This is a genomic window from Candidatus Poriferisodalis sp. (genome assembly GCF_965208555.1).
Lineage (GTDB): Bacteria > Actinomycetota > Acidimicrobiia > Acidimicrobiales > Poriferisodalaceae > Poriferisodalis.
On record NZ_OZ242342.1, the window covers coordinates 2,843,797 to 2,865,672 of the forward strand.

17 protein-coding genes are annotated in these 21,876 nt (G+C 67.6%); 11 read left to right on the top strand and 6 right to left on the bottom strand.

What is annotated here, in order from left to right:
- Nucleotides 1-1,626 carry a long-chain fatty acid--CoA ligase gene (locus tag ACOGXE_RS13125; RefSeq protein WP_419931356.1) on the bottom strand — a complete coding sequence of 542 codons (1,626 nt, stop codon included), beginning with the start codon at nucleotides 1,624-1,626 and terminating at the stop codon, nucleotides 1-3.
- Nucleotides 1,627-1,711: 85 nt separating this feature from the next.
- Between ACOGXE_RS13125 and ACOGXE_RS13130 the strand changes: the two genes are divergently transcribed.
- Together ACOGXE_RS13130 and ACOGXE_RS13135 are read left to right on the top strand one after the other, a co-directional pair.
- Nucleotides 1,712-2,416, top strand: a complete 705-nt coding sequence (locus ACOGXE_RS13130; protein WP_419931357.1) for a hypothetical protein — start codon at nucleotides 1,712-1,714, stop codon at nucleotides 2,414-2,416.
- A gap of 24 nt (nucleotides 2,417-2,440) precedes the next feature.
- Nucleotides 2,441-4,822, top strand: coding sequence for a DNA translocase FtsK 4TM domain-containing protein (locus tag ACOGXE_RS13135; RefSeq protein ID WP_419931358.1), 2,382 nt, complete (start codon nucleotides 2,441-2,443; stop codon nucleotides 4,820-4,822).
- A 24-nt stretch (nucleotides 4,823-4,846) separates the two neighbouring features.
- Here ACOGXE_RS13135 and ACOGXE_RS13140 read toward each other — a convergent pair whose 3' ends face one another.
- Entirely contained in the window at nucleotides 4,847-6,085 is a 1,239-nt protein-coding gene (locus tag ACOGXE_RS13140) for a cytochrome P450 (RefSeq protein WP_419931359.1), read from the bottom strand.
- 134 nt (nucleotides 6,086-6,219) lie between these two features.
- Between ACOGXE_RS13140 and ACOGXE_RS13145 the strand changes: the two genes are divergently transcribed.
- From ACOGXE_RS13145 to iolG, 8 genes are all read left to right on the top strand, one after another.
- A complete protein-coding gene (locus tag ACOGXE_RS13145; protein ID WP_419931360.1) occupies nucleotides 6,220-7,173 on the top strand; it encodes an MBL fold metallo-hydrolase in 954 nt (317 codons plus the stop codon).
- Between the two features lie 183 nt (nucleotides 7,174-7,356).
- Complete coding sequence (locus ACOGXE_RS13150) at nucleotides 7,357-8,250, top strand: sugar phosphate isomerase/epimerase family protein (RefSeq protein WP_419931361.1); 894 nt, start codon at nucleotides 7,357-7,359, stop codon at nucleotides 8,248-8,250.
- Between the two features lie 61 nt (nucleotides 8,251-8,311).
- On the top strand, nucleotides 8,312-9,346 hold the full coding sequence (locus ACOGXE_RS13155; RefSeq protein WP_419931362.1) for a substrate-binding domain-containing protein: 1,035 nt from the start codon (nucleotides 8,312-8,314) through the stop codon (nucleotides 9,344-9,346).
- 8 nt (nucleotides 9,347-9,354) lie between these two features.
- On the top strand, nucleotides 9,355-11,649 hold the full coding sequence (locus ACOGXE_RS13160) for an ABC transporter permease subunit (RefSeq protein ID WP_419931363.1): 2,295 nt from the start codon (nucleotides 9,355-9,357) through the stop codon (nucleotides 11,647-11,649).
- Nucleotides 11,646-12,422 (top strand): ATP-binding cassette domain-containing protein, encoded by a 777-nt coding sequence (locus ACOGXE_RS13165; RefSeq protein WP_419931364.1) that lies wholly within the window; start codon nucleotides 11,646-11,648, stop codon nucleotides 12,420-12,422. Before ACOGXE_RS13160 ends, ACOGXE_RS13165 begins: the two co-directional genes overlap by 4 nt.
- Nucleotides 12,423-12,430: 8 nt before the next feature.
- A complete protein-coding gene (locus tag ACOGXE_RS13170; RefSeq protein ID WP_419931365.1) occupies nucleotides 12,431-13,660 on the top strand; it encodes a Gfo/Idh/MocA family protein in 1,230 nt (409 codons plus the stop codon).
- 42 nt (nucleotides 13,661-13,702) lie between these two features.
- Nucleotides 13,703-15,640, top strand: a complete 1,938-nt coding sequence (iolD, locus tag ACOGXE_RS13175) for a 3D-(3,5/4)-trihydroxycyclohexane-1,2-dione acylhydrolase (decyclizing) (protein ID WP_419931366.1) — start codon at nucleotides 13,703-13,705, stop codon at nucleotides 15,638-15,640.
- Nucleotides 15,637-16,641, top strand: coding sequence for an inositol 2-dehydrogenase (gene iolG / locus ACOGXE_RS13180; protein ID WP_419931367.1), 1,005 nt, complete (start codon nucleotides 15,637-15,639; stop codon nucleotides 16,639-16,641). Before iolD ends, iolG begins: the two co-directional genes overlap by 4 nt.
- A gap of 50 nt (nucleotides 16,642-16,691) precedes the next feature.
- Here the strand turns inward: iolG and ACOGXE_RS13185 are convergent, their stop codons facing one another.
- From ACOGXE_RS13185 to ACOGXE_RS13200, 4 genes are all read right to left on the bottom strand, one after another.
- Nucleotides 16,692-17,723: a LacI family DNA-binding transcriptional regulator gene (locus tag ACOGXE_RS13185; RefSeq protein ID WP_419931368.1), complete on the bottom strand. Its 1,032-nt coding sequence runs from the start codon at nucleotides 17,721-17,723 to the stop codon at nucleotides 16,692-16,694.
- Nucleotides 17,724-17,844: 121 nt separating this feature from the next.
- Nucleotides 17,845-18,768: an SMP-30/gluconolactonase/LRE family protein gene (locus ACOGXE_RS13190; RefSeq protein WP_419931369.1), complete on the bottom strand. Its 924-nt coding sequence runs from the start codon at nucleotides 18,766-18,768 to the stop codon at nucleotides 17,845-17,847.
- A 61-nt stretch (nucleotides 18,769-18,829) separates the two neighbouring features.
- Entirely contained in the window at nucleotides 18,830-19,813 is a 984-nt protein-coding gene (locus tag ACOGXE_RS13195) for a hypothetical protein (protein WP_419931370.1), read from the bottom strand.
- Nucleotides 19,814-19,817: 4 nt separating this feature from the next.
- Nucleotides 19,818-20,615, bottom strand: a complete 798-nt coding sequence (locus ACOGXE_RS13200; protein WP_419864177.1) for an SDR family NAD(P)-dependent oxidoreductase — start codon at nucleotides 20,613-20,615, stop codon at nucleotides 19,818-19,820.
- A gap of 78 nt (nucleotides 20,616-20,693) precedes the next feature.
- Here ACOGXE_RS13200 and ACOGXE_RS13205 point away from each other — a divergent pair, with 78 nt between their 5' ends.
- Complete coding sequence (locus tag ACOGXE_RS13205) at nucleotides 20,694-21,797, top strand: DMT family transporter (protein ID WP_419864178.1); 1,104 nt, start codon at nucleotides 20,694-20,696, stop codon at nucleotides 21,795-21,797.
- Nucleotides 21,798-21,876: the final 79 nt, after the last annotated feature.

Genomic DNA, 21,876 nt, shown 5'->3' on the forward strand with positions numbered 1-21,876 from the left:
TTACTCCACGACGAGATCGGCAAACCGGTCTCGCAGCGTCTTCTTGGAGAACTTGCCCGTCGAGGTCTTGGGCACTTCGTCGATGATCTGGGTTGCGCTCGGCAGCCACCACCTCGCCATCCGGGGCGTGAGGTACTTGATCAGCTCATCGTGGGTGATGGTCTCGCCCTCGACAGGCACGACGCACGCCATCGGCCGCTCCATCCACCGCTCGGACGCCACGGCGACCACGGCAGCCTCGGCCACCTTGGGATGGCTCATGATCTCGTTCTCCACCTCGGCCGAGCTGATCCACTCGCCGCCGGACTTGATGAGGTCCTTGGTGCGATCCACGAGCCGGATGTAGCCGTTCGGGTCGCAGGTAGCCACGTCGCCGGTGCGCAGCCAGCCGTCGTCGGTGAACGAATCGGCTGCGTCGGGGCGGTTGTAGTACGAACCGGTCACGTACGGGCCGCGCACGTGCAGCTCCCCGGACGACTCGCCGTCGCGTGGCAGCTCGTCGGTGGTATCGGGCTCGCAGATGCGGAACTCGACGGTCGGCAGGATCGTGCCCACCGTGGTGCGCAGGTCAGCCTTGACGTCATCGTCAAGGCCCTGCTGGCCGGAGCGGATGTGGGCGATCGAGCACAGCGGGCTGGTCTCGGTCATGCCCCAGGCCTGCAGGATCGGCAGCCCGACCGCTTCCCGGTAGCCCTCCGACAATGCCTTGGGCACTGCCGATCCGCCGCACGGAATCGCCCGCAAGCTGGAGACGTCGCGTCCCTCCAGCTCGCCGAGCACGCCCATCCAGATCGTGGGCACCCCGGCAGCCACGGTGACCCGTTCGGTCTCGATGAGCTCGGCCAGCGGCTTGGGGGCCAGGTTCGGGCCTGGATTGATGAGCTTGGCGCCCGCTGCGACGGCGGCATGCGCGAGGCCCCAGGCGTTCGCGTGGAACATCGGCACGACCGGCAGGATCACGTCGCTCTCGCAGACCCCCGCCGAATCCACCAGCATTGCGGCCAGCGTGTGCAGGTAGGTGGAGCGGTGGCTGTAGACGACACCCTTCGGCTCGCCTGTGGTGCCGCTCGTGTAACACATCGACGCCGCCTGGGTCTCGCTTGCGACACGGAAACCCGCCGGCGACGCCGCTGAGATCAGGTCCTCGTAGTCGACGATGCGCGGATCATCCGGAACGTCCGGTCCGGCGCCGCCGCCGGAATCGTCCATGACCACCACGTGGCGCACGGTGTCCATGGTGTCGACCAGCGGCCAGAGCGCTGGGAGCAGTGATCGGTCCACGAAGATCACTTCGTCCTCGGCGTGGTTCGCGATGTAGGTGACCTGCTCGGCGAACAGCCGGATGTTGAGCGTGTGCAGCACCCGGCCTGAGCACGGCGCCGCGAAGTACAGCTCGAGGTGGCGGTCGGTGTTCCATGCAAAGGTCGCGACACGCCCATCAGCGGAGATGCCGAGATCGTCGAGCGCGCCGCCCAACAACCTGGTCCGTTCGGCCCAGCGCCCGTAGTTGGTGCGCTCAATGCCCGTCGCCGTCGCGGTCACGAGCTCCTTGTCTGCGAACAGCGATTCAGCACGCTCGAAGATCGGGTCCAACGTGAGCGGAACGTCCATCATCGTCGATTCCATGACGCCGCAGGCTAGAGGCCGCAGCGGGACACCTCGAAGGCGACGCACCATGGGCGAGTGCCGCCACTGCGTAGCCTCGGCCGAGGTGTCTGACGAGGGCGGGGACGAACGGGCGACGGCCGACGCCGTCGACGGAGACGCCCCAGTCGCCCAGCCCGTCATCAGCGACGCAGACCGGAAGCGGATGCAGCTGCTGGCGGCGGTGCCTGTGGGCTTTGCGCTGCTGGCCTACGCCGGGCAGATCTTCTTCGCTGCCCTGATCGCGCGGGCACCGCTGCTGTTGCTGTCGCTCAACGCAACCGACCCGATCCTGCTCGGCGTGGCCCACCAGGCCCCGCTGTGGGCGTTCATGGCGATCGGCCTCACCCGCCTGTTCATCACCGACCCGTTCCTGTACCGGCTCGGCTACGACTACGGCCCCAATGCGAAGGCCTACCTGGCCGGCGAGTTCGGTGCCCGCAGTCGCATCATCCGCACCATGGACTGGCTGGAGCGCTGGTTCCCGCGGGCGGGCTGGCTGCTGCTGTTTGCCATCCCCGGCTACCCGATGTGCTTGCTGTCGGGCATCGCACGGATGCGCCAGCTGCCCTTTGTGGTGGTGAACCTTGCCGGCACGTTCACCCGTCTGGCGCTGGTGTGGTGGGTTGCCGACCTGTTCTCGGGGCCCCTCGGAGCGGTCATCAGGTTCATCAATCGATATTCGATCCCGTTCACCGTGGTCATGTTCGTGCTGGTCGCCGTGCAGACGGCCCGCAATCAGCGCAAAGCTGCCGGGTCTCCGAAGGAGTAGCCCGACCTCGGTACTCTCGCTGAGGTGAGTGCGCGCGGCGCCGCCGGGGCCGAGGAATCGAAGGACACGCCGAAGCAGTCGTCGCGCAACGGCGCCGGTGGCGGGCTCTCCCGGGTTGTTCGCAATGCCCTGAGCGGTCGCTCCCGCGAGATCGTGGCGCTGTCGCTGTTCGCGCTCGCCGTGATCTGCGCATTGGGCCTGCTGGGCGACCGAGCGGGTGTGGTGGGCCGCATCCTGGAAACCGCGCTGGCGGTCCTGCTGGGCGTGTTCCGCTATGTGGTGCCGATCTTGCTGGTCTGGATCGGCGTGGCACTCGCGCGCATGACTGCTTCGGAGCGGAGCGGCCGTGCCGCCTTCGGGTTGAGCCTGCTGACGATCACCTTCGCCGCGGCCGCACACCTGTCCGGTTCCGCCGATGGCTTCGGATCGCTGGAGGACCTGCGAGGCAGCGGGGGAGTGCTGGGTGCCGCTGTTGCCGAGCCGCTGCGGCGTCTCATCGACGATCCGGCTACGTGGGCCGTGCTGTTGCTGGTGATGGCATTCGCCGTCATGATCGTCGCCAACATCGGCCTCGGTCAGGTCTTGAGATGGATATGGACCGGTCTGTCCGGGTTAGGCCGGACGCTGAGCGGTTCGCTGTCGAAGGGCGCTCGAAGCCTGCAGAAGGTCGGCGACGATCCCGAGCCGCCGTCGTTCGGCGCAGAGCAGTACGACCTGGAGGCTGAGCCAGCAGGCCAGATTCCGGGTCTGGATCCGACGGCTTCGGATTCCAGCGATGCAGTCCCCGATGAGCAGATTTCCGATGAAGCGCAATTCGAGCCGTCACCGCCCCGCTTTGTCGAACCTCACGACGACGGCGCGGTACCTACGCCGGTGCCGGCAGCGCGAGCGGCAGCAAAGGGCGCCGGAACCGGCAGCCAGCGTCCTCGTTGGAAGCTGCCCAAGCAGTCGGTGCTCAAGCGCAGCGGCACCCAGCAATTCGACCGGGCGCAGCTGTCGGCGGGCGCCGAGGCACTGGTGGCGGCGCTGGCCAGCCATGGGGTGGACACCCAGGTCACCGGCTGGGAGCCCGGGCCGACGGTCACGCGCTACGAGCTGAAGCTGGGCCCGGGCGTGAAGGTGTCGCGCGTGACTGCGCTCCACAAGGACATCGCCTACGCCATGGCCGCAGCCGATGTACGGATCCTGGCCCCGATCCCGGGCCGGTCGGCGATCGGCATCGAGGTGCCCAACTCCGACCGTCACCTGGTGGCGCTGGGCGACATCCTGTCTGCCAAAGCCGCAGCCGAGGCCATGCACCCGCTCGAAGTGGCCATGGGCAAGGACATATCCGGCCGCGAGGTCATGCTGAACCTGGCGACGATGCCGCACGTGCTCATCGCCGGTGCTACCGGCTCGGGCAAGTCGTCGTGCATCAACTCGATCATCTCCTCGCTGCTGATGCGATCGACTCCTGACGAAGTGCGGATGATCCTGGTCGACCCCAAACGAGTCGAGCTGGGCCAGTACGACGGCCTGCCGCACCTGCTGACGGCTGTGGTGACCGAGCCCCGCAAGGCGGCGAATGCCCTCGCGTGGGTGGTGAAGGAGATGGAGCGCCGCTACGACGTTCTGTCAGAGGCGGGCTTTCGAGACATCACCGGCTACAACGCGGCGGTGCTCGACGGGGCACTGCACAGCACCGAGAGCGAGCTGCTCGGAAACGAGCAGCCGCACGAGTCGATGCCGTTCATCGTTGTCGTGGTCGACGAGCTGAACGACCTCATGATGGTGGCGGCTCGCGACGTCGAAGACTCCATCACCCGGCTGGCCCAGATGGCCCGCGCCGTCGGCGTTCATCTCGTCGTCGCCACGCAGCGCCCGAGCGTGAATGTCATCACCGGCGTAATCAAGGCCAACATTCCCAGCCGGCTCGCGTTCGCCGTGTCCAGCCTGGCCGACAGCCGGGTCATCCTGGACCAGCCCGGCGCCGAGCGGCTGGTGGGCCAAGGCGACATGCTGCTGCTGTCGGCCAACTCCAGCACGCCTCGCCGCATCCAGGGCGCTTGGGTGAGCGAGTCCGAGATTGCCCACGTGGTGGCTCACTGGCGCCGCCAGGCACCCGAGGTCAACTATGTCGAGGGCGTCGAGGGCAGCGCCGATTCCGATGGCGCCAGCGTCCTGCCGGGCGGCACCACCGGAGATGCCGATGACGACGAATTGCTGCGCCAAGCCATGGTGATCGTGGTGGAGACTCAGCTCGGCTCCACCTCGATGCTGCAGCGCAAGCTGAAGGTGGGCTTTGCCCGCGCCGGGCGGCTGATGGACCTGCTCGAGCAGCGGGGTGTCGTCGGCCCGTCGCAGGGCTCCAAGGCGCGCGACGTGCTGATGACCGCCGAGGAACTGTCGGACGCGCTCGGGGACTAGGGCGTCCGGCTTGCCGGCCGAAACCTAGAGGCCGACGCGAATCTGCAGGTTGCGGGGGCCGCGCACCTGCACGCCGCCCCATTCCACGCCGCCGCGGCCGTCCTCGGTCGCCAGCTCGAAGTTCGGATACCGGGCCAGCCACTCCTCGATGGCGACCTTCAGCTCCATCCGGGCCAGGTTCGAGCCCAGGCAGCGGTGGATGCCCAAGCCGAAGGCGAAGTGACGGTTCTCGGCCCGGTCGATGACCACCTCGTCAGGACGGTCGAACTTGGACGGATCGCGGTTTCCCGCACCGAACGGGAGCAGCACCTTGTCGCCCTTGGCGACGGGGCAGCCGCCGATCTCGGCCTCGTCAGCGGCAGTGACGCGCGCCATGGTGACCGGGGAGTAGGCACGCAGGAATTCCTCGATGGCGGTGGGAATGAGCTCGGGCTCGGCCACGAGCCGCTCGCGGTCGGCAGGGTTCATGGCCAGGTGCATCAAGCTGGCCGAGATCGAGCTCCAGGTGGTGTCGATGCCCGCCAGCAGCAACAGGAAGCTGGCGCCGGTGATGTGATGGTTGGCCAGCGGATCGCCGTTAGGCAGCTTCATGTCGAGCAGCTTCGACGGCAGGTCATCGGCCCGTTCCTGGCGCCGCTGGTCGGTGAGCTCGCCGAAGTAGTGGAGCACCTCGCGGGTCGCGTTGGCCCGGCGGTCGAACTCGTCGCCCTTGGACTGCAGCACATCCACTGCCCAGCGGGTGAACTTGGGCTCGTCCGACTCGGGCAGGCCCAGGATGCGGGCGATGACGCGCACGGGAATGTGCTTGGAATAGGTGTCCGCAGCGTCGGTGACGCCGATGCGACCCTCGTCCGTCCCCGTCTCGGCGGCGATGGCGTCGAGGCGCTCGCGGGCGATGCTGCGGGTGACCTCCACCATTTCTTCGACCGCGGTGGGCCCGAAGAACGGCAGCAGCAGCCGGCGCGCGTCGGTGTGGAAGGGCGGATCGGACGTGATCGGCGGAGCGGTGAGCAGCCCGACGCCCTCCGGCGTCGGCGCGACTGCGATGTCGCGGGAGCTGAAGTTCTCGGTGTCGTAGGCGACTGCGGCAATCTCATCCCAGGTGGTCGGCATCCAGTGGCCGCCGTTGTGAGAGCTGTGAGCGACGGGACATTCTCCGCGCAGCTCTTCCCAGACGCCCGAGGCGCCTTGGATGTACTCGTCGCTGTAGACGTCGAAGTCTCGCTCTACCGAAGAGGGATCAACGTCGGCAGTCGTGCTCATGGCGGCTCCCTTGAGTCCCCGCGGGCGCGGTCTGAGGCGCTTCCCAGCGTAGGCGACGGGTTCTACGCTGCGCCGTAGCAACACAGCGACACGACCGGGCACGAGGGCCAGTTCGCCGGGTTGGAGGGGGGCACATGTCGGGGCACGCATCACACGCGGGACACGCAGCAGTCGAGGCTGCGCAGCTCAGCGAGGTAGCGCCGGGGGTGTACAGCTACGTGCAGCCCGACGGCACCTGGTTCATCAACAACATGGGATTCATCGCCGGCTCCAGCGGCGTGGTGTCGATCGACTCCACCTCGACCGAGCGCCGCAACCGGGCCTACATGGACGCCATTGCGTCAGTGACGTCCAGCCCGGTGAGGGTCCTGGTCAACACCCACCATCACGCCGACCACACCCACGGCAACTGCTTCTTCTCCGACGCCACGGTGATCTCGCACGCCAAATGCCGTGATGTGATGGTGGCGGCGGGCATTCCCGACTACAGCGCGGTGTTCCCTGGGGTCGAGTGGGGTGATCTGCAGTTCCGGGCGCCGGACGTGACGTTCGAGGGCTCGATGGTGCTGCACCTCGACGACCGTTGCATCGAGCTGTCGGACCTGGGATTCGTCGCCCACACCGACGGCGACATCGTGGCGTGGCTGCCGGACTGCCGGGTGCTGTTCTGCGGGGATCTGGTCTTTCACGGCGGCACGCCGTTCGCACTGTTCGGATCGGTGGAGGGCACGATCGGGGCCATGGACGTCCTCGAGAGCTATGGCGCGGACGTGATCGTGCCCGGCCACGGACCGCACTTCGGCGGCGCCGACATCGCCCGCGTGCTCGACGAGCAACGCTCGTACCTGCGCTTCGTGCAGGAGACCGCCGCCGAGGGACTCGACGCTGGCCGACCGCCGCTCGAACAGGCCCAGGCTGCCGATCTCGGGCCGCACGCCCGCTACACCGATCCCGAGCGACTGGCTGGCAACCTCCACGTCGCCTACCGCGAGGCGGCGACCAATGGTTACGAATTCCCGGGCGTCCCCCAGGCCATCATGGACATGGTCGCCTACAACGGCGGTGCCCTACCGCGCTGCCTGGCCTGAGTTCCTGCGCTGGCAGTAGGCGACCCATCAGACACGTCGCCTACAACGGCGGCGCGCTGCCTCGCTGTCTGGCCTAGACGCGTGAGCTGGCAGTAGGCGCGCGCACAATGGTTGTTCGGGCACGGCGTTTCGTGGAACGGTTGACGGATTCGTGCCATTATCAGCCGGCTCTTGGAGGCGTCCATGGCAAAGTCACTGCGTGAGCGCCTAGCAGCCGCCCCGATCACCTGGGGCGTGTGCGAGGTGCCGGGATGGGGCTACCAGCTCAGCCCCGACGAAGTCCTCTCCGACATGGCCGCACTTGGCTTCACGCACACCGAATTCGGCTCAGTGGGGTTTCTGCCGGCTGACGGCAACGAGCTGGCCAGAGTGCTGCGGCGCCACGGGCTGTCGCTGCTCGGCGGCTTCGTCGCCGTGGTGCTGCACGATCCCGACCGCTTCGAGTTCGAGATGGAGCGCGTCGCCTCGGTTGTCGGCCAGATGGCCTCCGCAGGCGGCACGTGGTTCGTCAGCTGTCCGGTGTTCGACCACGATGACTGGCAGCGTCCACGACTTGACGATGCGCAGTGGAACTCTGTGTTCGAGGGCCTTGCGGCGATTGACGATGTGACCGCTCGGTCAGGAATGAGACACGCGTTCCATCCTCATGTCGACTCGTTGATCCAAGACGACATCGAGACACGCGCAGTGCTCGAGCAAACCGATACGAAGCTTGTGCTCGATACGGCCCATCTCACCTTGGGCGGCACCGATCCAGCGGCATTGGCGGGCAGTCACAGCGATCGCATCGGGCTCGTGCACCTCAAGGACGTTGACGCCACTGTGGCGCAGCGCTTGCGCTGCGGCGAGATCAGCCTGATGGGCGCAGTCCAGCAGGGGCTCTTCCCTCCCTTGGGCCAAGGCGTGGTCCGGTTGACCGAGATCATCCGAGGGCTGGAGCAGTCACGACCTGACCTGTGGTACGTGCTCGAGCAGGACGCCGCGCTGAGCGGACCCGATGCCGACGATGTGGAACGGTTGCGGCGCGGCGTCGTTCAGAGCCTGCGATTTGTGCAAGACTTCGACCTCGCGCGCTAGCGCCCCAGGGGAATCGGGCGTGGGCGTCGTGCTAGTTCACGTACCCGGGAGGAAGTACAGAATGAGGCGTATCTACAAACTGCTGGCGTTGCTGGCTGTCATGACGTTGTTCGCAGCGGCATGCACGAGCGACAGCGACACCGACACCGCAGACGAGCCGGCGGCCGCGGCAGCAGCCGATACCACCGAGGCCGCATCGGATGCGACCGAGGTCACGCTCACCCAGAGCGACTGCGACAAGACCTATCACGTGATCACACACGGCGACTCGGGCACGTTCTGGTCGGTCGTAGAGGTAGCCGTAGCGGACGCGGCTGAGGCCGTCGGCTGCGACGTCGTCTACTTCGGAGCGAACAACGATGCACAGGCACAGTCGCAGGCCATTGAGGGCGCCATCGCCGACGGTTCCGACGGCATCGCCATCTCCCTGGCGGACCCGGCAGGTCTCGAAGCCGCCGCCCGTGCGGTCGTGGCGGCGGGCATCCCGCTCTACACGCTGAACTCCGGTGTCAACAACTACAAGGATCTCGGCGCGGTGACCCACATCGGCCAGACCGAGATCGTGGCTGGCAACGGCGCCGGTGAGCGCTTCAACGCCCTGGGCGCAACGCATGTGCTCTGTGCTCGCCAGGAGCAGGCCAACATCGGCCTTGAAGAGCGCTGCCAGGGACTTGCGGAAACCTTCGACGGCCAGGTGACCTCGGAGTTCGTCGGTCTTGACGCGAACCCCGATGAGCAGGAGCAGACCATCGCTTCGATCCTCACCGCCGACTCCAGCATTGACGCGGTGCTCGGCGTTGGCCCGAACCTGCCGCTGCGCGCGCTCGATGCCGCCGAGTCGGCAGGGCGCACGCTGCATATCGGCGGCTTCGACTTGTCATCCGACCTGATCTCGGCAATCGAAGCGGGTGACATCGCCTTCACGGTCGACCAGCAGCAGTACCTGCAGGGCTACATTCCGGTCATCCTCATGCACCTGCAGGCGACGAACCAGAACACCGCGGGCGGCGGACTGCCGATCCTCACCGGTCCTGGCTTCGTCACGCCTGACAACGCCGCCGAGGTCGCCGCGCTCGTCAGCGAAGGCACGAGGTAACCCTCCCCGTGGCGGCCTTCACCGCCGGCGGGGCCGATGAACGGCTCGCGTATCGCGGGCCCATCCAACAGCTGCTCACCCGTCCTGAGATAGGTGCGCTGCTGGGCCTCGCCGGCGTGTGGCTGCTGTTCTGGCTGACTTCGGAAGCCTTCGGCACCGCCGGGGGCACAGCCAACTTCCTCGATGTAGCGGCACTGCTCGGCATCATGGCGGTGCCGGTGGCGTTGCTGATGATCGGCGGCGAGTTCGACCTGTCGTCGGGCGCGATGACGGGCGCCACCGCCATCTTCGTCATCCTGATGAGCCGCGAGGTGGGCGAGCTCGGCGGTGCGGGATTCAGCCTGCATCTCGCCGTCCCGCTGTCGCTGTGCTTCGCGCTGGCGATCGGCTGGTTCAACGGCACGCTGGTCGAACGCACATCGCTGCCCAGCTTCATCGTGACGCTGGGCACGTTCTTCATCCTCATCGGTGCCAAGCTCGGCTTCGGCAAGCTGTTCACCAACAAGGTCATCGTCGAGGGGCTCGACGAGGCGCAGGGCTACGCCTTCTGGGACGACATCTTCGGCGCGGAGTGGATCCGCAACCAGCACATCTGGGACGGCCGCGACTGGGCGTGGGCAGGGCTGCTCATGCTGGCCGGCGTCGCTTTGCTGCTGGGGCTGCTCGAGATGAGCTACACGCGACGGGCCGAGCCGCCGTCGTGGGCGTCGCCCGGTGCGTTCGCCGGTGCTGTTGCGGCGCCGCTGTTCGGCTTCGTCATGCTCTTGACGACCGACGGCACGGCATCGAATTGGTTGTGGGGGGCAGTCATCACCATCGGGACGCTGGCAGGCGTCGCGACATGGTGCAGATCCCGCTACGAACCGGTGCAGCGCCACGGCGGTGTTCTCGACAGCCGCGCTCTGCGGATGGTCGGCATCGGCATCGGTGCCGTGGTGGTCGCTGTCGTGCTGGCACTCGTCATGGATGCGACCAACGCCGATCAGCTCGGCTTCCTCGGCGGCGGCCTCGGGCGTGTGATCTTCGCCATCGGCATCGCCGCCACCGGCGTGCTGGCCGCGCTGGCCGCAACCGGCCACGTCCGCTCGAGCGCTCCGGTCATCGGCGTCGTCGTGGCCCTGCTGCCCGCCATCAGCTTCATGATGACCATCCAGGCTGCTCGGGCATTGCTGTTCGTCGGTCTCGCACTGGCCGGCGTCATCGCTTTGATGCTGGTGACGGCGCGAGCTGACGTGTCGTTGTGGCTGCCGATGGCCACCGCAGTCATCGTCGCCGTTGCCGCATTCGTGGTGCAGGCCGAGTCTGCGTCGCGCAAGTTGCGTGTCGAGCTATTCTCGGTGTTGCTGCTGATCGCGCTCGCGCTTGCGGCAACCGCGGTGGCCCGGGCTCTTGCGCAGCGTCGCACCACGGCGGTGCCGGTGCCGCAGATGGGGATGTGGCCTCGCGTCGCGCTGACTGCCGGCGGGGCTGCTGCGGTCGTGTTCGCAGTGATCGAGCTGATCGACGGCGACGGCCTGCTCTACGCGCTCTCAACCGGTGCTGCCAAGGGCGGCGCGATAGCGCTGGGCATCTTCGCGGTCGGCACCTTCTACCGGTTGCTGTTCAGCAGCGACGAAGGGATGGGCCGGCCCCTCGTGACGGTCGGCCTGACGGCCGCAGGCTTGGCGCTCGCGGTCAAGCTGATGTTCATCACCACCCTGGAGGAAGAGGCGACCCAGGCGGTCACCCGGTTCCGGGTCTCGGTGCTCTTCTACCTGCTGTTCGCCGCAGCCGGAGCGTGGGTGCTGGCAAAGACACGCTTCGGCAGCTGGACTTTCGCCGTCGGCGGCAACAAGGACGCCGCCCGGTCGGTGGGCGTCCCGGCCGCCCGCACCAAGACGACGCTGTTCATGCTGGTGTCGGTCTGTGCCTGGGTCGCGGGAATGCTCATCGCATTCCGCCTCAACTCGGTGCAGGCCAACGTCGGCGACGGCAACGAATTCCGCTACATCATCGTGGCGGTCGTGGGCGGCAACCTGCTGACCGGCGGCTACGGCTCGGCGATCGGCGCGGGGATCGGCGCACTCATCTGGGGGATGATCAGCCAGGGCATCGGCTTCGCACGCTGGAACACCGACTGGCGCTTCCTCGTGCTCGGCGGCCTGCTGGTGGTTGCCGTCATCGTGAACAACTATGTCCGCCAGCGGGCGGAGCGGTCGCAGTCGGCGCGCGGCGACCCCGACGACGAAGACGCAGACGGGCCTGACCCGCCCGTGCCGGCGGAGTCGGCCGACGATGCAGCGCCGGTCGGAGGCGAGTCATGAGCGACTCACTGATCGAGCTCCGCGGCATCTCGAAGTTCTACGGCAACATCATCGCTCTCACCGGGGTGTCCACCACGGTCAACCCCGGCGAGGTGACGTGCGTGCTCGGCGACAACGGCGCCGGCAAGTCGACCTTCATCAAGATCCTCGCCGGCGTGCATCAGCACGACGAGGGCCAGCTGTTGCTCGAAGGCGAGGAGGTCACGTTCTCCTCGCCCCGCGCCGCCCTCGCAGCCGGCATCGCCACCGTTTACCAAGACTTGGCCATGGTGCCGCTGATGTCGGTGTGGCGGAATTTTTTCCTCGGTGCCGAACCCACTAGGGGCTTCGGGCCGTTTCGCCAGATCGACATCGAGAAGGCCAAGCAGATCGCCAAAGAGCAGCTCGCCGAGATGGGCATCGACATCCGCGACACCGAGCAGCCGGTCGGCACGCTGTCCGGCGGTGAGCGCCAATCGGTGGCGATCGCACGAGCCAGCTACTTCGGCGCCCGTGTGCTCATCCTCGACGAGCCCACCTCAGCGCTCGGCGTGAAGCAGTCCGGAGTCGTCCTGCGCCGCATCGTGGAGGCGCGAGATCGCGGACTCGCGGTCATATTCATCACGCACAATCCCAACCACGCCTACCCGGTCGGCGATCGCTTCGTGATCCTCAATCGCGGTCATTCCATGGGCAACTTCGCCAAGGAAGACATCTCGCAGGCCGAGCTCACTCAGATGATGGCCGGCGGAGCGGAGCTCGAAGCGCTGCAGCACGAGCTGGCGACACACTGAGCCGGCCGATGCGACGGCGTTTGGGCATTGCCGTGGTGGGCTTCGGCTGGATGGGCCAGGCGCACGCGCGCTCGGTTATGCGTATCCCGAGCCTGTTCGACGAGCGCAGCTACGCACCTGAGCTCGTGGTGTGCGCCGACACGGTGGACGAGCGGCGCACCACGGCCGTGGAGGGCTTCGGCTTCGGCCACACCACCGGCGACTGGCGAGCAGCGGTGGACCGGCCGGATGTGGATGTCGTGTACGTCACCACGCCGAACATGCTGCACGAAGAGATCGTCACGGCTGCAGCCGCCGCCGGCAAGCACGTGTTCTGCGAGAAACCGGTCGGCGGCACGCCAGCACAGACGGTTCGCTGCTTCGAGGCGGCCACCTCGGCTGGTGCCATCACCGGAGTCGGCTACAACTACCGCTTCGCGCCGCTCGTGCAGCACGCCAAGACCCTCATCGACAGCGGTGCCCTCGGGTCGATCACGAACTACCGGGGTCGCTTCTTCTCCATGTTCGGCGCCGATCCGCTGGGTCTGCTGTCGTGGCGCTTCGAGCTCGATCAAGCGGGCCATGGCGTCTCGAGCGACATTCTGAGCCATGCCATCGACTTGGCCATGATGCTGAATGGTCCCATCGCCAAGGTGGTCGGCAGCGGGGCCACCATCATCGCCGAGCGGCCGATCGCCCAGCCGGGCGCAAGCCACTACGCCCGGGGGCGTCAGGGCGATCCGGCAGGCCCGGTCACCAACGAGGACTACTTCGGGGCTCTTGCCGTCTTTGCCAACGGCTCGCGTGGCACATTCGAGGTCAGCCGCACGATGGTGGGGCCCGAGAGCCAGATGGCGTTCGACGTCTATGGCACGGAGGGCGCCGCCAGCTGGAACCTGGAGACGATGAACGAGCTCGGTCTGTACCTGGCTCCGAAGGCCGGCAGCACGTCCGAGCGCGGCTACACGACGGTCCGGGCCGGCGAACGGCACCCCGGGCACAGCGCTTTCGTTCCCGGCGATGCCAACGCCATCGGGTTCGAGGATCTGGTTGCTCTCGAGGATCACCAATACCTCTCAGCCGTCAGCGCCGGGCGTCCGCACTGCGCGGGCTTCGCCGAGGCGGTGGCGTATGTCAGCGTGCAGGCGGCATTGCTGCGGAGCTGGGTGAGCGGTGCCTGGGAAGACGTGGTCCCGCTCACGACGGGCAACGTGGACGAGCTCGCACCGCACGATCCGGCAGGTGTGACGCGCCGGTGAGGTGCCTCCAGCGGATCGACTCGCGATTCAGGGAGCTTCGCGATGGCTGACCTCAAGCTGACAACCGCCGGTGCGACCGTCCGCTTTCTCGCGGCACAGCGCATCGCGCTCGACGATCTCGACGCTGATGCTGCCCGCGAGCTTGTCGCCGGCGGCACAGGCGATGGCGAGTCGGTGCCGCTGTTCGGCGGCGTGTATGCGATCTTCGGCCACGGCAATGTGACCTGTCTCGGGCCGGAACTGCACCGCGCCCGCCATGAACTGCCGACTTGGCGCGGGCAGAACGAGCAGGGCATGGCGCTGGCAGGCGTCGGCTTTGCACGGGCCATGCGCCGACGCCGGATCATGGCGGCCACCAGCTCGATCGGCCCTGGTGCCACCAACATGGTCACTGCCGCAGCGGTGGCGCATGCGAACCGGATGCCGCTGCTGCTGCTGTCGGGAGACACGTTCAGCCATCGCCTTCCTGACCCTGTGCTGCAGCAGGTGGAGCACTTCGGGGATCCGTCCACGACGGTCAACGATGCGTTCCGTCCCGTGGTCCGCTTCTGGGACAGGCTCACCACGCCGCAGCAGGTTCTGCAGAGCCTGCCGAACGCCGTCGCGACGATGCTCGATCCGGCTGACTGCGGTCCGGCGTTCATCGGCTTGCCGCAGGACACCCAGGCACAGACCTATTCCTTCCCGGAACGCTTCTTCGAACCGGTCGTGCACCGGGTACGGCGCCCGCGCCCCGACCGGCGCGAACTGGCCACGGCGGCAGCGGCGCTGGCGGCAGCGAAGCGTCCGCTGGTCATCAGCGGCGGCGGTGTGCGCTGGTCGATGGCCGAGGCTGAGCTGCGCGGCTTCGCCGAGCGTCACGGCATCCCGGTCGTCGAGACTGTGGCCGGCCGCACCAGCTTCCCGTCCAGCCATCCCCTTGCTTGCGGTCCGATCGGCGTGACGGGCTGCGTCTCCGCGAACGCGATGGCCGGAGCTGCCGATGTGATCGTTGCGGTCGGCACGCGCCTGGGCGATTTCGCCACCGGCTCGTGGACGGTATTCGACCACGCCTCTGCGTTCATCGGGCTGAACACGGCACGATTCGATGCGACCAAGCACAGCAGCCTGCCCCTGGTCGCCGATGCACGAGAAGGGCTCGCCGAACTGGGAGCAGCCATCGGCGACTACCGGGCGCCCGACGACTGGACGGCGCGTGCCGAGACAGAGACAGCGCAGTATCACGCCTACATCGACAAGCTCGCCGCACCGGAGGCCGACGACTCGCGGGCAGCACTGCCGACCTATGCGCAGGTAGTAGGGGCGGTGTCACGAGCGGCTGATGAGCGGACCTACGTCGTCACGGCGGCCGGCGGTCTGCCCGGCGAGACCGTGAACGGCTGGCGCAGCGACGTCGAGCACTCCTTCGACTGCGAGTACGGCTACTCGACGATGGGATACGAGATCTCCGGCGCGTGGGGCGCGAAGCAGGCACTGCCCGAACGGGATGTTGTCGCTCTCGTGGGAGACGGTTCGTACCTGATGATGAACTCCGACCTGTACAGCTCGGTGCTGAGCGGTCACCCGATCACCGTCGTGGTGTGCGACAACGGCGGCTTCGCGGTCATCAATCGGCTGCAGCGAGCTCAAGGCGGCGAGTCGTTCAACAACTTCCTCGCCGACACGATGACCCAGACCTCATCGGGAGCCACAGACCGAGGCAGTTCAGAGCCGCTCCACGTCGACTTCGCTGCGCACGCAGCATCGATGGGCTGCGCGTCGGAAGTCGTTGCCACCATTGCAGAGCTCGAGGCGGCCCTGCAGCGGGCGAACGCCTCCGAGCGCACGTATGTGATCGTGCTCGCCACGCACCCCACCTCGTGGACCGAAGGCGGCGCGGCGTGGCAAGTGGGCGTGCCCGAAACCAGCGACCGAGCGGAGATCAGCGAGGCGGCCGCCGCCATGGCCGAGGCAATGGCTGCTCAACGGCGAGGCCGGTGACTGCGGGCATCGGGCTCATCGGCTGCGGCCGGATCGGCCGACTGCATGCGCGCCACGTGGCCGGCATTGACGGCCTCCGCCTTGCCGCCGTCTGCGATGCCGTTCCGGCAGCATCGGCGTCGCTTGCCGCAGAGCTGGAGGTGCCGGTTGCCGACAGCCCGACGGCGCTGATGGCCCGATCCGACATCGATGCCGTCGCCATCTGCTCACCGACGGCTACGCATGTCGACTTGATCACCGAAGCAGCAGCATCCGGGCTGCCTGCCTTCTGCGAGAAGCCCGTCTCGCTGGATCTGGCCGAGGCCGAACGCGCCATCTCGGCGGTCGCTGCCGCCGGCACCTCCGTGCAACTGGGCTTCAATCGTCGCTTCGATCCATCGCACCGCGCCGTGGCCGCCGCCGCGCACGGGGGCGAGCTCGGCGAGCTCCACATAGTTCGGATCACGAGCCGCGATCCGGCACCCCCACCGCACGACTATGTCGCCGGCTCGGGCGGCATCTTCGCCGACATGATGATCCACGATTTCGACATGGCGCGCTTCGTGACCGGCGCTGAGGTCGCGGAGGTGTACGCCGCCGGTGCGGTGCGCATCGATCCGGCGATCGGCGAGCTGGGCGATTGGGACACCGCTGTGGCGGTGCTGACTCACGCCGACGGAACCATCACGACCATAGACAACAGCCGGCAGGCGGTCTACGGCTACGACCAGCGGGTCGAGGCCTTCGGCAGCACCGGTGCGATGGCATCGCAGAACTTGACCGTCCATGGCGCCGTTCGTTCCGGCCCAGCAGGAACAGCCTCTGCGCCGATGCCGTGGTTCTTCACTGAGCGGTATGCCGAGTCGTACCGTGCGGAGTGGGCCGCCTTCGTCGAGGTGCTCGCGGGCGAGCCGCCGCCCGTGACGCTGGAAGACGGCCGGGCATGCTTGGCAATCGCGCTGGCGGCCACCCGTTCCGCCTGCGAGGGACACCCAGTCAGCGTGTCGGAGTTCTCGTCGTGAGCGGGCGACCTGCAGTTGCCTGATCATGCCGCAGACGGCGCTCGCAGGGCCTAGCGGACAGGGCCGCTCGAGTCCCGCACGACCAGCTCAGCGTGCATCACCGACACCAGCGCGGTGTCCCGCCCGTTCATGCGATCGGCGAGCATGCTGACCGCCGTCTGGCCGATGTCGGCACGAGGCAGCCTCACCGTGGTCAATCTGGGCACGCCTGCGACGGCATACAGCGAGTCATCGAAGCCCGTGATGCTGATGTCACCGGGCACGTCCAGGCCGGCGTCGACCGCAGCGAGCACAGCGCCACGCGCTTGGGCATCGTTGACGCAGGCGATGGCCGTCGGTCGCCTCGAACGCCGCAACAGCTTGTCCGCCGCCTCGTACCCGTCCGATTGCAGGAAACCGGCCGGCTCGAACGAGACGTGCTGGGAGCATCCCCGCCGCTCCATTTCATTCGTGTAGCCGCGGGTGCGTGCGGCCACGTTCGGCATCTCGGCATCGCCGATGAGGGCGATGTCGCTGTGACCCAGCTCGGCCAGGTGATGGACCACCGACGCCATGGCCGCTTCATCATCGGTGACGAGCGTGTCGAATCGATCGGAACGAAGGTCGTACATCAACGCCAAGACCGGCAGGACATCCGCGTATTCCTCGAGTTCGGCTGCATCACGCTGACCTAGCAGCCCCAGTGCGAGGCCGTCCACCCGGTACTCGAGCATCCGTTCGATCACCTCGCGCTCGCCGCGCACGTCGGGCGGGCTCGACAGGTACAGCGTTCGCATGCCGCGCCGGCTGACTTCCTGGTCCACGGCGAACATGACCTCGCCCCAGAACGCATCGAAGAGCCCGGTGATGACAAACCCGATGGTCCCGCTGCTCAAGCCCGCGAGCGACCGAGCGCCGGCGTGCGCCCGGTAGCCCAGTTCAGCGGCCGACTCCAGAATGCGCTGACGTGTGCTGTCGCGAACGTGACCCTCGCCGCGCAGGGCGCGCGACACCAGCGATTTCGAGACACCGGCGTGCTCCGAGATGTCCTTGATGGTGGGGTAGCCACCCTGTCGTTTGCCGCTCTGCTTATTGACGGGCATGAGTCCCTTCGAGGGCTGCTGCGAAGGCTGTCAATTCGATGGTACTGAACGGCCGATTCGGGACGATCAGCGGGGATGTCCTGCTTGGATGAACCGTGTTCAGCCAGGGAGAGGCTCGGCGCTAGAAGGGCAGCCTCAGGCCGGGGCGGGGCCACTCGCCGACGGCGAGGCGGCCGGTGCCCGACAGGGTGACATACGCCGTGCGCATGTCGTCGCCGCCGAAGCAGATGTTGGTGGTGGCCGAGTCGTCGGTGGGAGCGAACTCCAGCTCCTCGCCGTCGCGGGTGAACGTGCTGATGCCCCCAGTGAGAATGGTGGCCACGCTCACGTTGCCCTCGGCGTCCATCGCCAGCGAGTCGAAGTACTTGCGGCCGGCCGGCCGGGCCAGGAACCAGCCCCGGGCCGGCACCCCGGCGGCCACCTTGCCGGGCGCTTCGAGGTCGAAAGCAAACATGGCGCCCTGGAACGTCTCAGCCACGTACACCCGGTCTTCCTCCGGCGAGATGCCGACGCCGTTCGGCCCGTCCATCGGGAAGGCGATCTCTTCGATGTGGCTGCCGTCGGCTTTGGCGTAGTAGAGGCCGCCGCGGTCCCGGTCCCGGGTGCGGGTCTTGCCATGATCGGTGAACCAGAAGCCGCCGGTGGAGTCGAACATGATGTCGTTCGGTCCCTTGAGCGACACGCCGTTCACATCGGCGTACAAGATGTCCACCTCGCCTGTCTCGAGGTCGATGCGCTCGATGCGGCCGGTGGTGTAGTCGGATGCCACCTCGCCGGGAACGGTGCGTCCCCGCACGGTGATCCACTCGAAGCCGCCGTTGTTGCACACGTACAGCGCCCCGTCGGGGCCCAGAGCGGCGCCGTTCGGCCCGCCGCCCGGGGTGGCCAAGATGTCCTTGCGGCCGTCGCTCACGTCGACGCGGGTGATGGTGCCCCGCCCGATCTCGACGACGGCGACCGAACCGTCAGGCAGCACCACCGGGCCCTCGGGGAAAATCAGACCGTCGGTGATGGTCTCGAAGTGATCAGGTCCGAAAAAGCTCATGGCCGCCGACGCTACTGCGCGGCCGTGCTCGCCTTCCTGCCTCACCAGTGCGGCAGGGCTGTCAGCTCAGCGCGTCGCGCCAGGGGGCGGCGTCGATGCCGGGGTAGCGGCGCTCGAGGGCGTCCACCAGCTCAGCGGTCCAGTAGGGGTGACCGGGGAGTGGGGCACCGAACAGCGCCAGCTCGTCGGGTGTGCAGGTCGCAGCGAATGACGACCACGGCCGGGCCGTCGAGACTGGCTGCACGTTGTCGTAGCCGATCCAGTCGGCGCCGCCGGGCTTGAACGAGGCGCTCATGAGGAACCGGCTGCCGCCCGGCCGGGTCAGGTTGACACCGCGGTGCCACACGTCGGGCCGGTACGCCAGGTAGCTGCCGCGCCTTCCGGCAGCCGAGATCCGCTCGCCGTCGGGCGGCCCCTCATAGGGCAGCGTGGGATCGCCTGGGCCGCCGGCGATCTCGGTCGGCGCCACATCGTCCTCGACGTCGCTGAGATACAGGAATCCCTCCAGGTTCCACCAGCCGGGCTCGAGGCGGTCGGGCACCACGTTGTGGTTGCGGTCCTGGTGGAAGGGCTGCTCGTAGTTGGTGACGCCGGTGTACTTGCCCCAGATGCGGGCCTGGTAGATGCGTATGTCGGCCGTTCCCATCGCCCGGCGGGCGAAGCCGATGACGCTGGGGTGAACCTGCAGCCGGTTCAGCCGTGGCGACTTGTACGGGAACAGGATGTGCCCCAGAAACTGCTTCGAGCGGAACGCGGGACCCTCGTCGTCGGCCTTGGGGAATCTGTGTCCTTGATTGAAGCTGGTGCCGACAAACCGCTCGCGATGAGCCGGGTCGCCGCCGTGGAACTCCTCGGGACGCGGGTAGAGATCCCAGAGCTCTTCGACCGCATGGTCGATGTCGGCGGTCGGAACCAGCCCGTCCACCAGCACCCAGCCGTGCTCCTGCCAGTGCTCGACCGCCGCATCGAGGTCGGCAACGCCGGCGCTCGTGGCGTCGGCGTCGGTGCAGTCGCTGGCGCTCGTGGCGCCGCCGGAGGCGTTCACAACGTCAGTCGGCTCCCTGTGCGTCGTCCACGGTGATGCAGGTGCCCGACACGAAGTCCGACAGCGGCGACACGAGGTACAGCAGCGTCGAGTCGAGCTGTGAGGGCTTGCCGAGGCGGCGGCGGGGGAACATCTGGGTGAAGTCACCCATGCGCTCGAGCATTCCGTCCATCATCTCGCTCTCGAAAGCCCCCGGGGCGATGGTGTTGACGTTGATGTGGTAGCGGGCGAACTCCTGGGCTAGCACCTCGCTCATCCGCACGACAGAGCTCTTGGTGATGGCATACATCGAGGTGCCCAGCGGTGCCCTGAACGCGGCTCCGGAGGAGATGTTGACGATCCGGCCGGGCAGCTCGGCGGCGATCAGGCGGCGTGCGACCTCGCATGACAGGTGGAATAGCGACGTGAGATTGGTGGCGATCATCTCGTCGACGAAGGCCGGGTCCATCTTGAGTGCCAGGCGGGCGTCGGGCTTGCCGGCGTTGTTCACCAGGATCTGCACGGTCCCGAGTTGGGATTCGGCGGTGGCGACGGCCTCGAACAGCGCTTCGGTGTCGGTCACGTCGAGTGGGATGGGCAGCACGGTGGCGCCGTCAGATTCGAGCTCGGCGGCCAGCGCATTCAGCCGCTCCACGCGCCGCCCGCAGATGGCCACGCTGGCCCCGCACGCAGCCAGCACGGTGGCGAAACGGCGGCCCAAGCCCGATGTGGTGCCGGTCACGAATGCCGTCTGCCCACTGAGGTCCGATGACCACTGGGGCGGCAGGCTGACCTCGGCTCCGGCGCTGCTGTCGTCGTTCATGGTTTCTCCCTCCGCCCGAGCGGGGCGTTCTCAGGCTGGCAGGGTATTGCCCCGCCCGATCGTCGTAGCCTCGCTCTAGTGAGGGGTGCGGGCCAGCCGGCTGCGGCGAGCGACAGCGGACCGGCCGTGCCGTCCGGCGCCGTCTTTCATGTCGCCCCGGCCATCGACCGGGCGGGCGGCGTCGAAGCGCCGCTCAACGGCGCTGCGGGGGTTGTGGGGCGCGCACCGGCCAAAGGCTCGACGGCGAGCTCCGCAACGGGCGCCACAACGGTGCGGACCGCCGGCGGTGCCCTGCCGCTGCTGGTCATGGGCCTCGTGGTCGTCTCGTGGGGTCTCGGGCCGCCGATCTCCAAGCTGCTCACTGCGCCGGCAATGGTGAGCGCCTTCATCCGATTCGGCATGTCCACGCCGTTCCTGCTCTTGGTGCTGGCGCTGCGAGGTCGCTGGCTGTCGCGGCGGGTGTTCACCCAGACGGCGCTGCCGGGCCTGTCCTTCGGCATCAACATGGTCTTTGTCTTCGCTGCGGTGCAGGAAGTCACGATCTCGGTGATGTCGGTGATGATGGCCTTGCAGCCGGCCATGCTGCTGGCGCTCGTGGGTCCGATCTTCGGCGACCGGGTGAGCGTTCGCCAGATCGTCTTCACGCTGATCGGAGTGGCGGGCGCTGTAGGCGTGATCATGGGTGCTGGCGGCGAGTTCCGTGCAAGCGGGTTCGGGCTGTTCCTCACCGCAATGTCGGTGCTCACCTTTACCGTCTATTTCGTCCTGACCCGGATGGCCAGAGCGGCGACCGATGTGGATCCGATCGAGTGGATGGCAGGAATCAACTTCTGGTCGTTCGTGGCGGCCATCCCGCCGACGCTGCTGATGGTGACGCCGAGGCAGTTCTTCGAGTTCGGCGGGCTGGATTGGCTGTGGATTGTGATCGTGGCCTTCGTCACCGGGGTGTTCGGCCATGTGCTGATGACTTGGTGCCACGGTCACATCGAGGTGGCCCGATCCTCGCTGTACGTCCTCGCAATGCACATCGTGGCGGTGGGAACTGCGTGGCTTATCCATGCTGAGCCGGTCACGCCCATGCAGTTCCTGGGCGGTGCCGTCGTGCTGTTCTCGGTGGCGATGGTGATTCGCACGCCGGCCGGTGCCGGGCGCGCACCAGAGCCGGCGAGTGGGGCTCGCTGAAGTCGTCTATCCGCCCTGCGGGCGCCCGAGGCCGGCCGTCGCTGTCACAGCGCTTCGGTACGCTCAGCGCACACTGGGA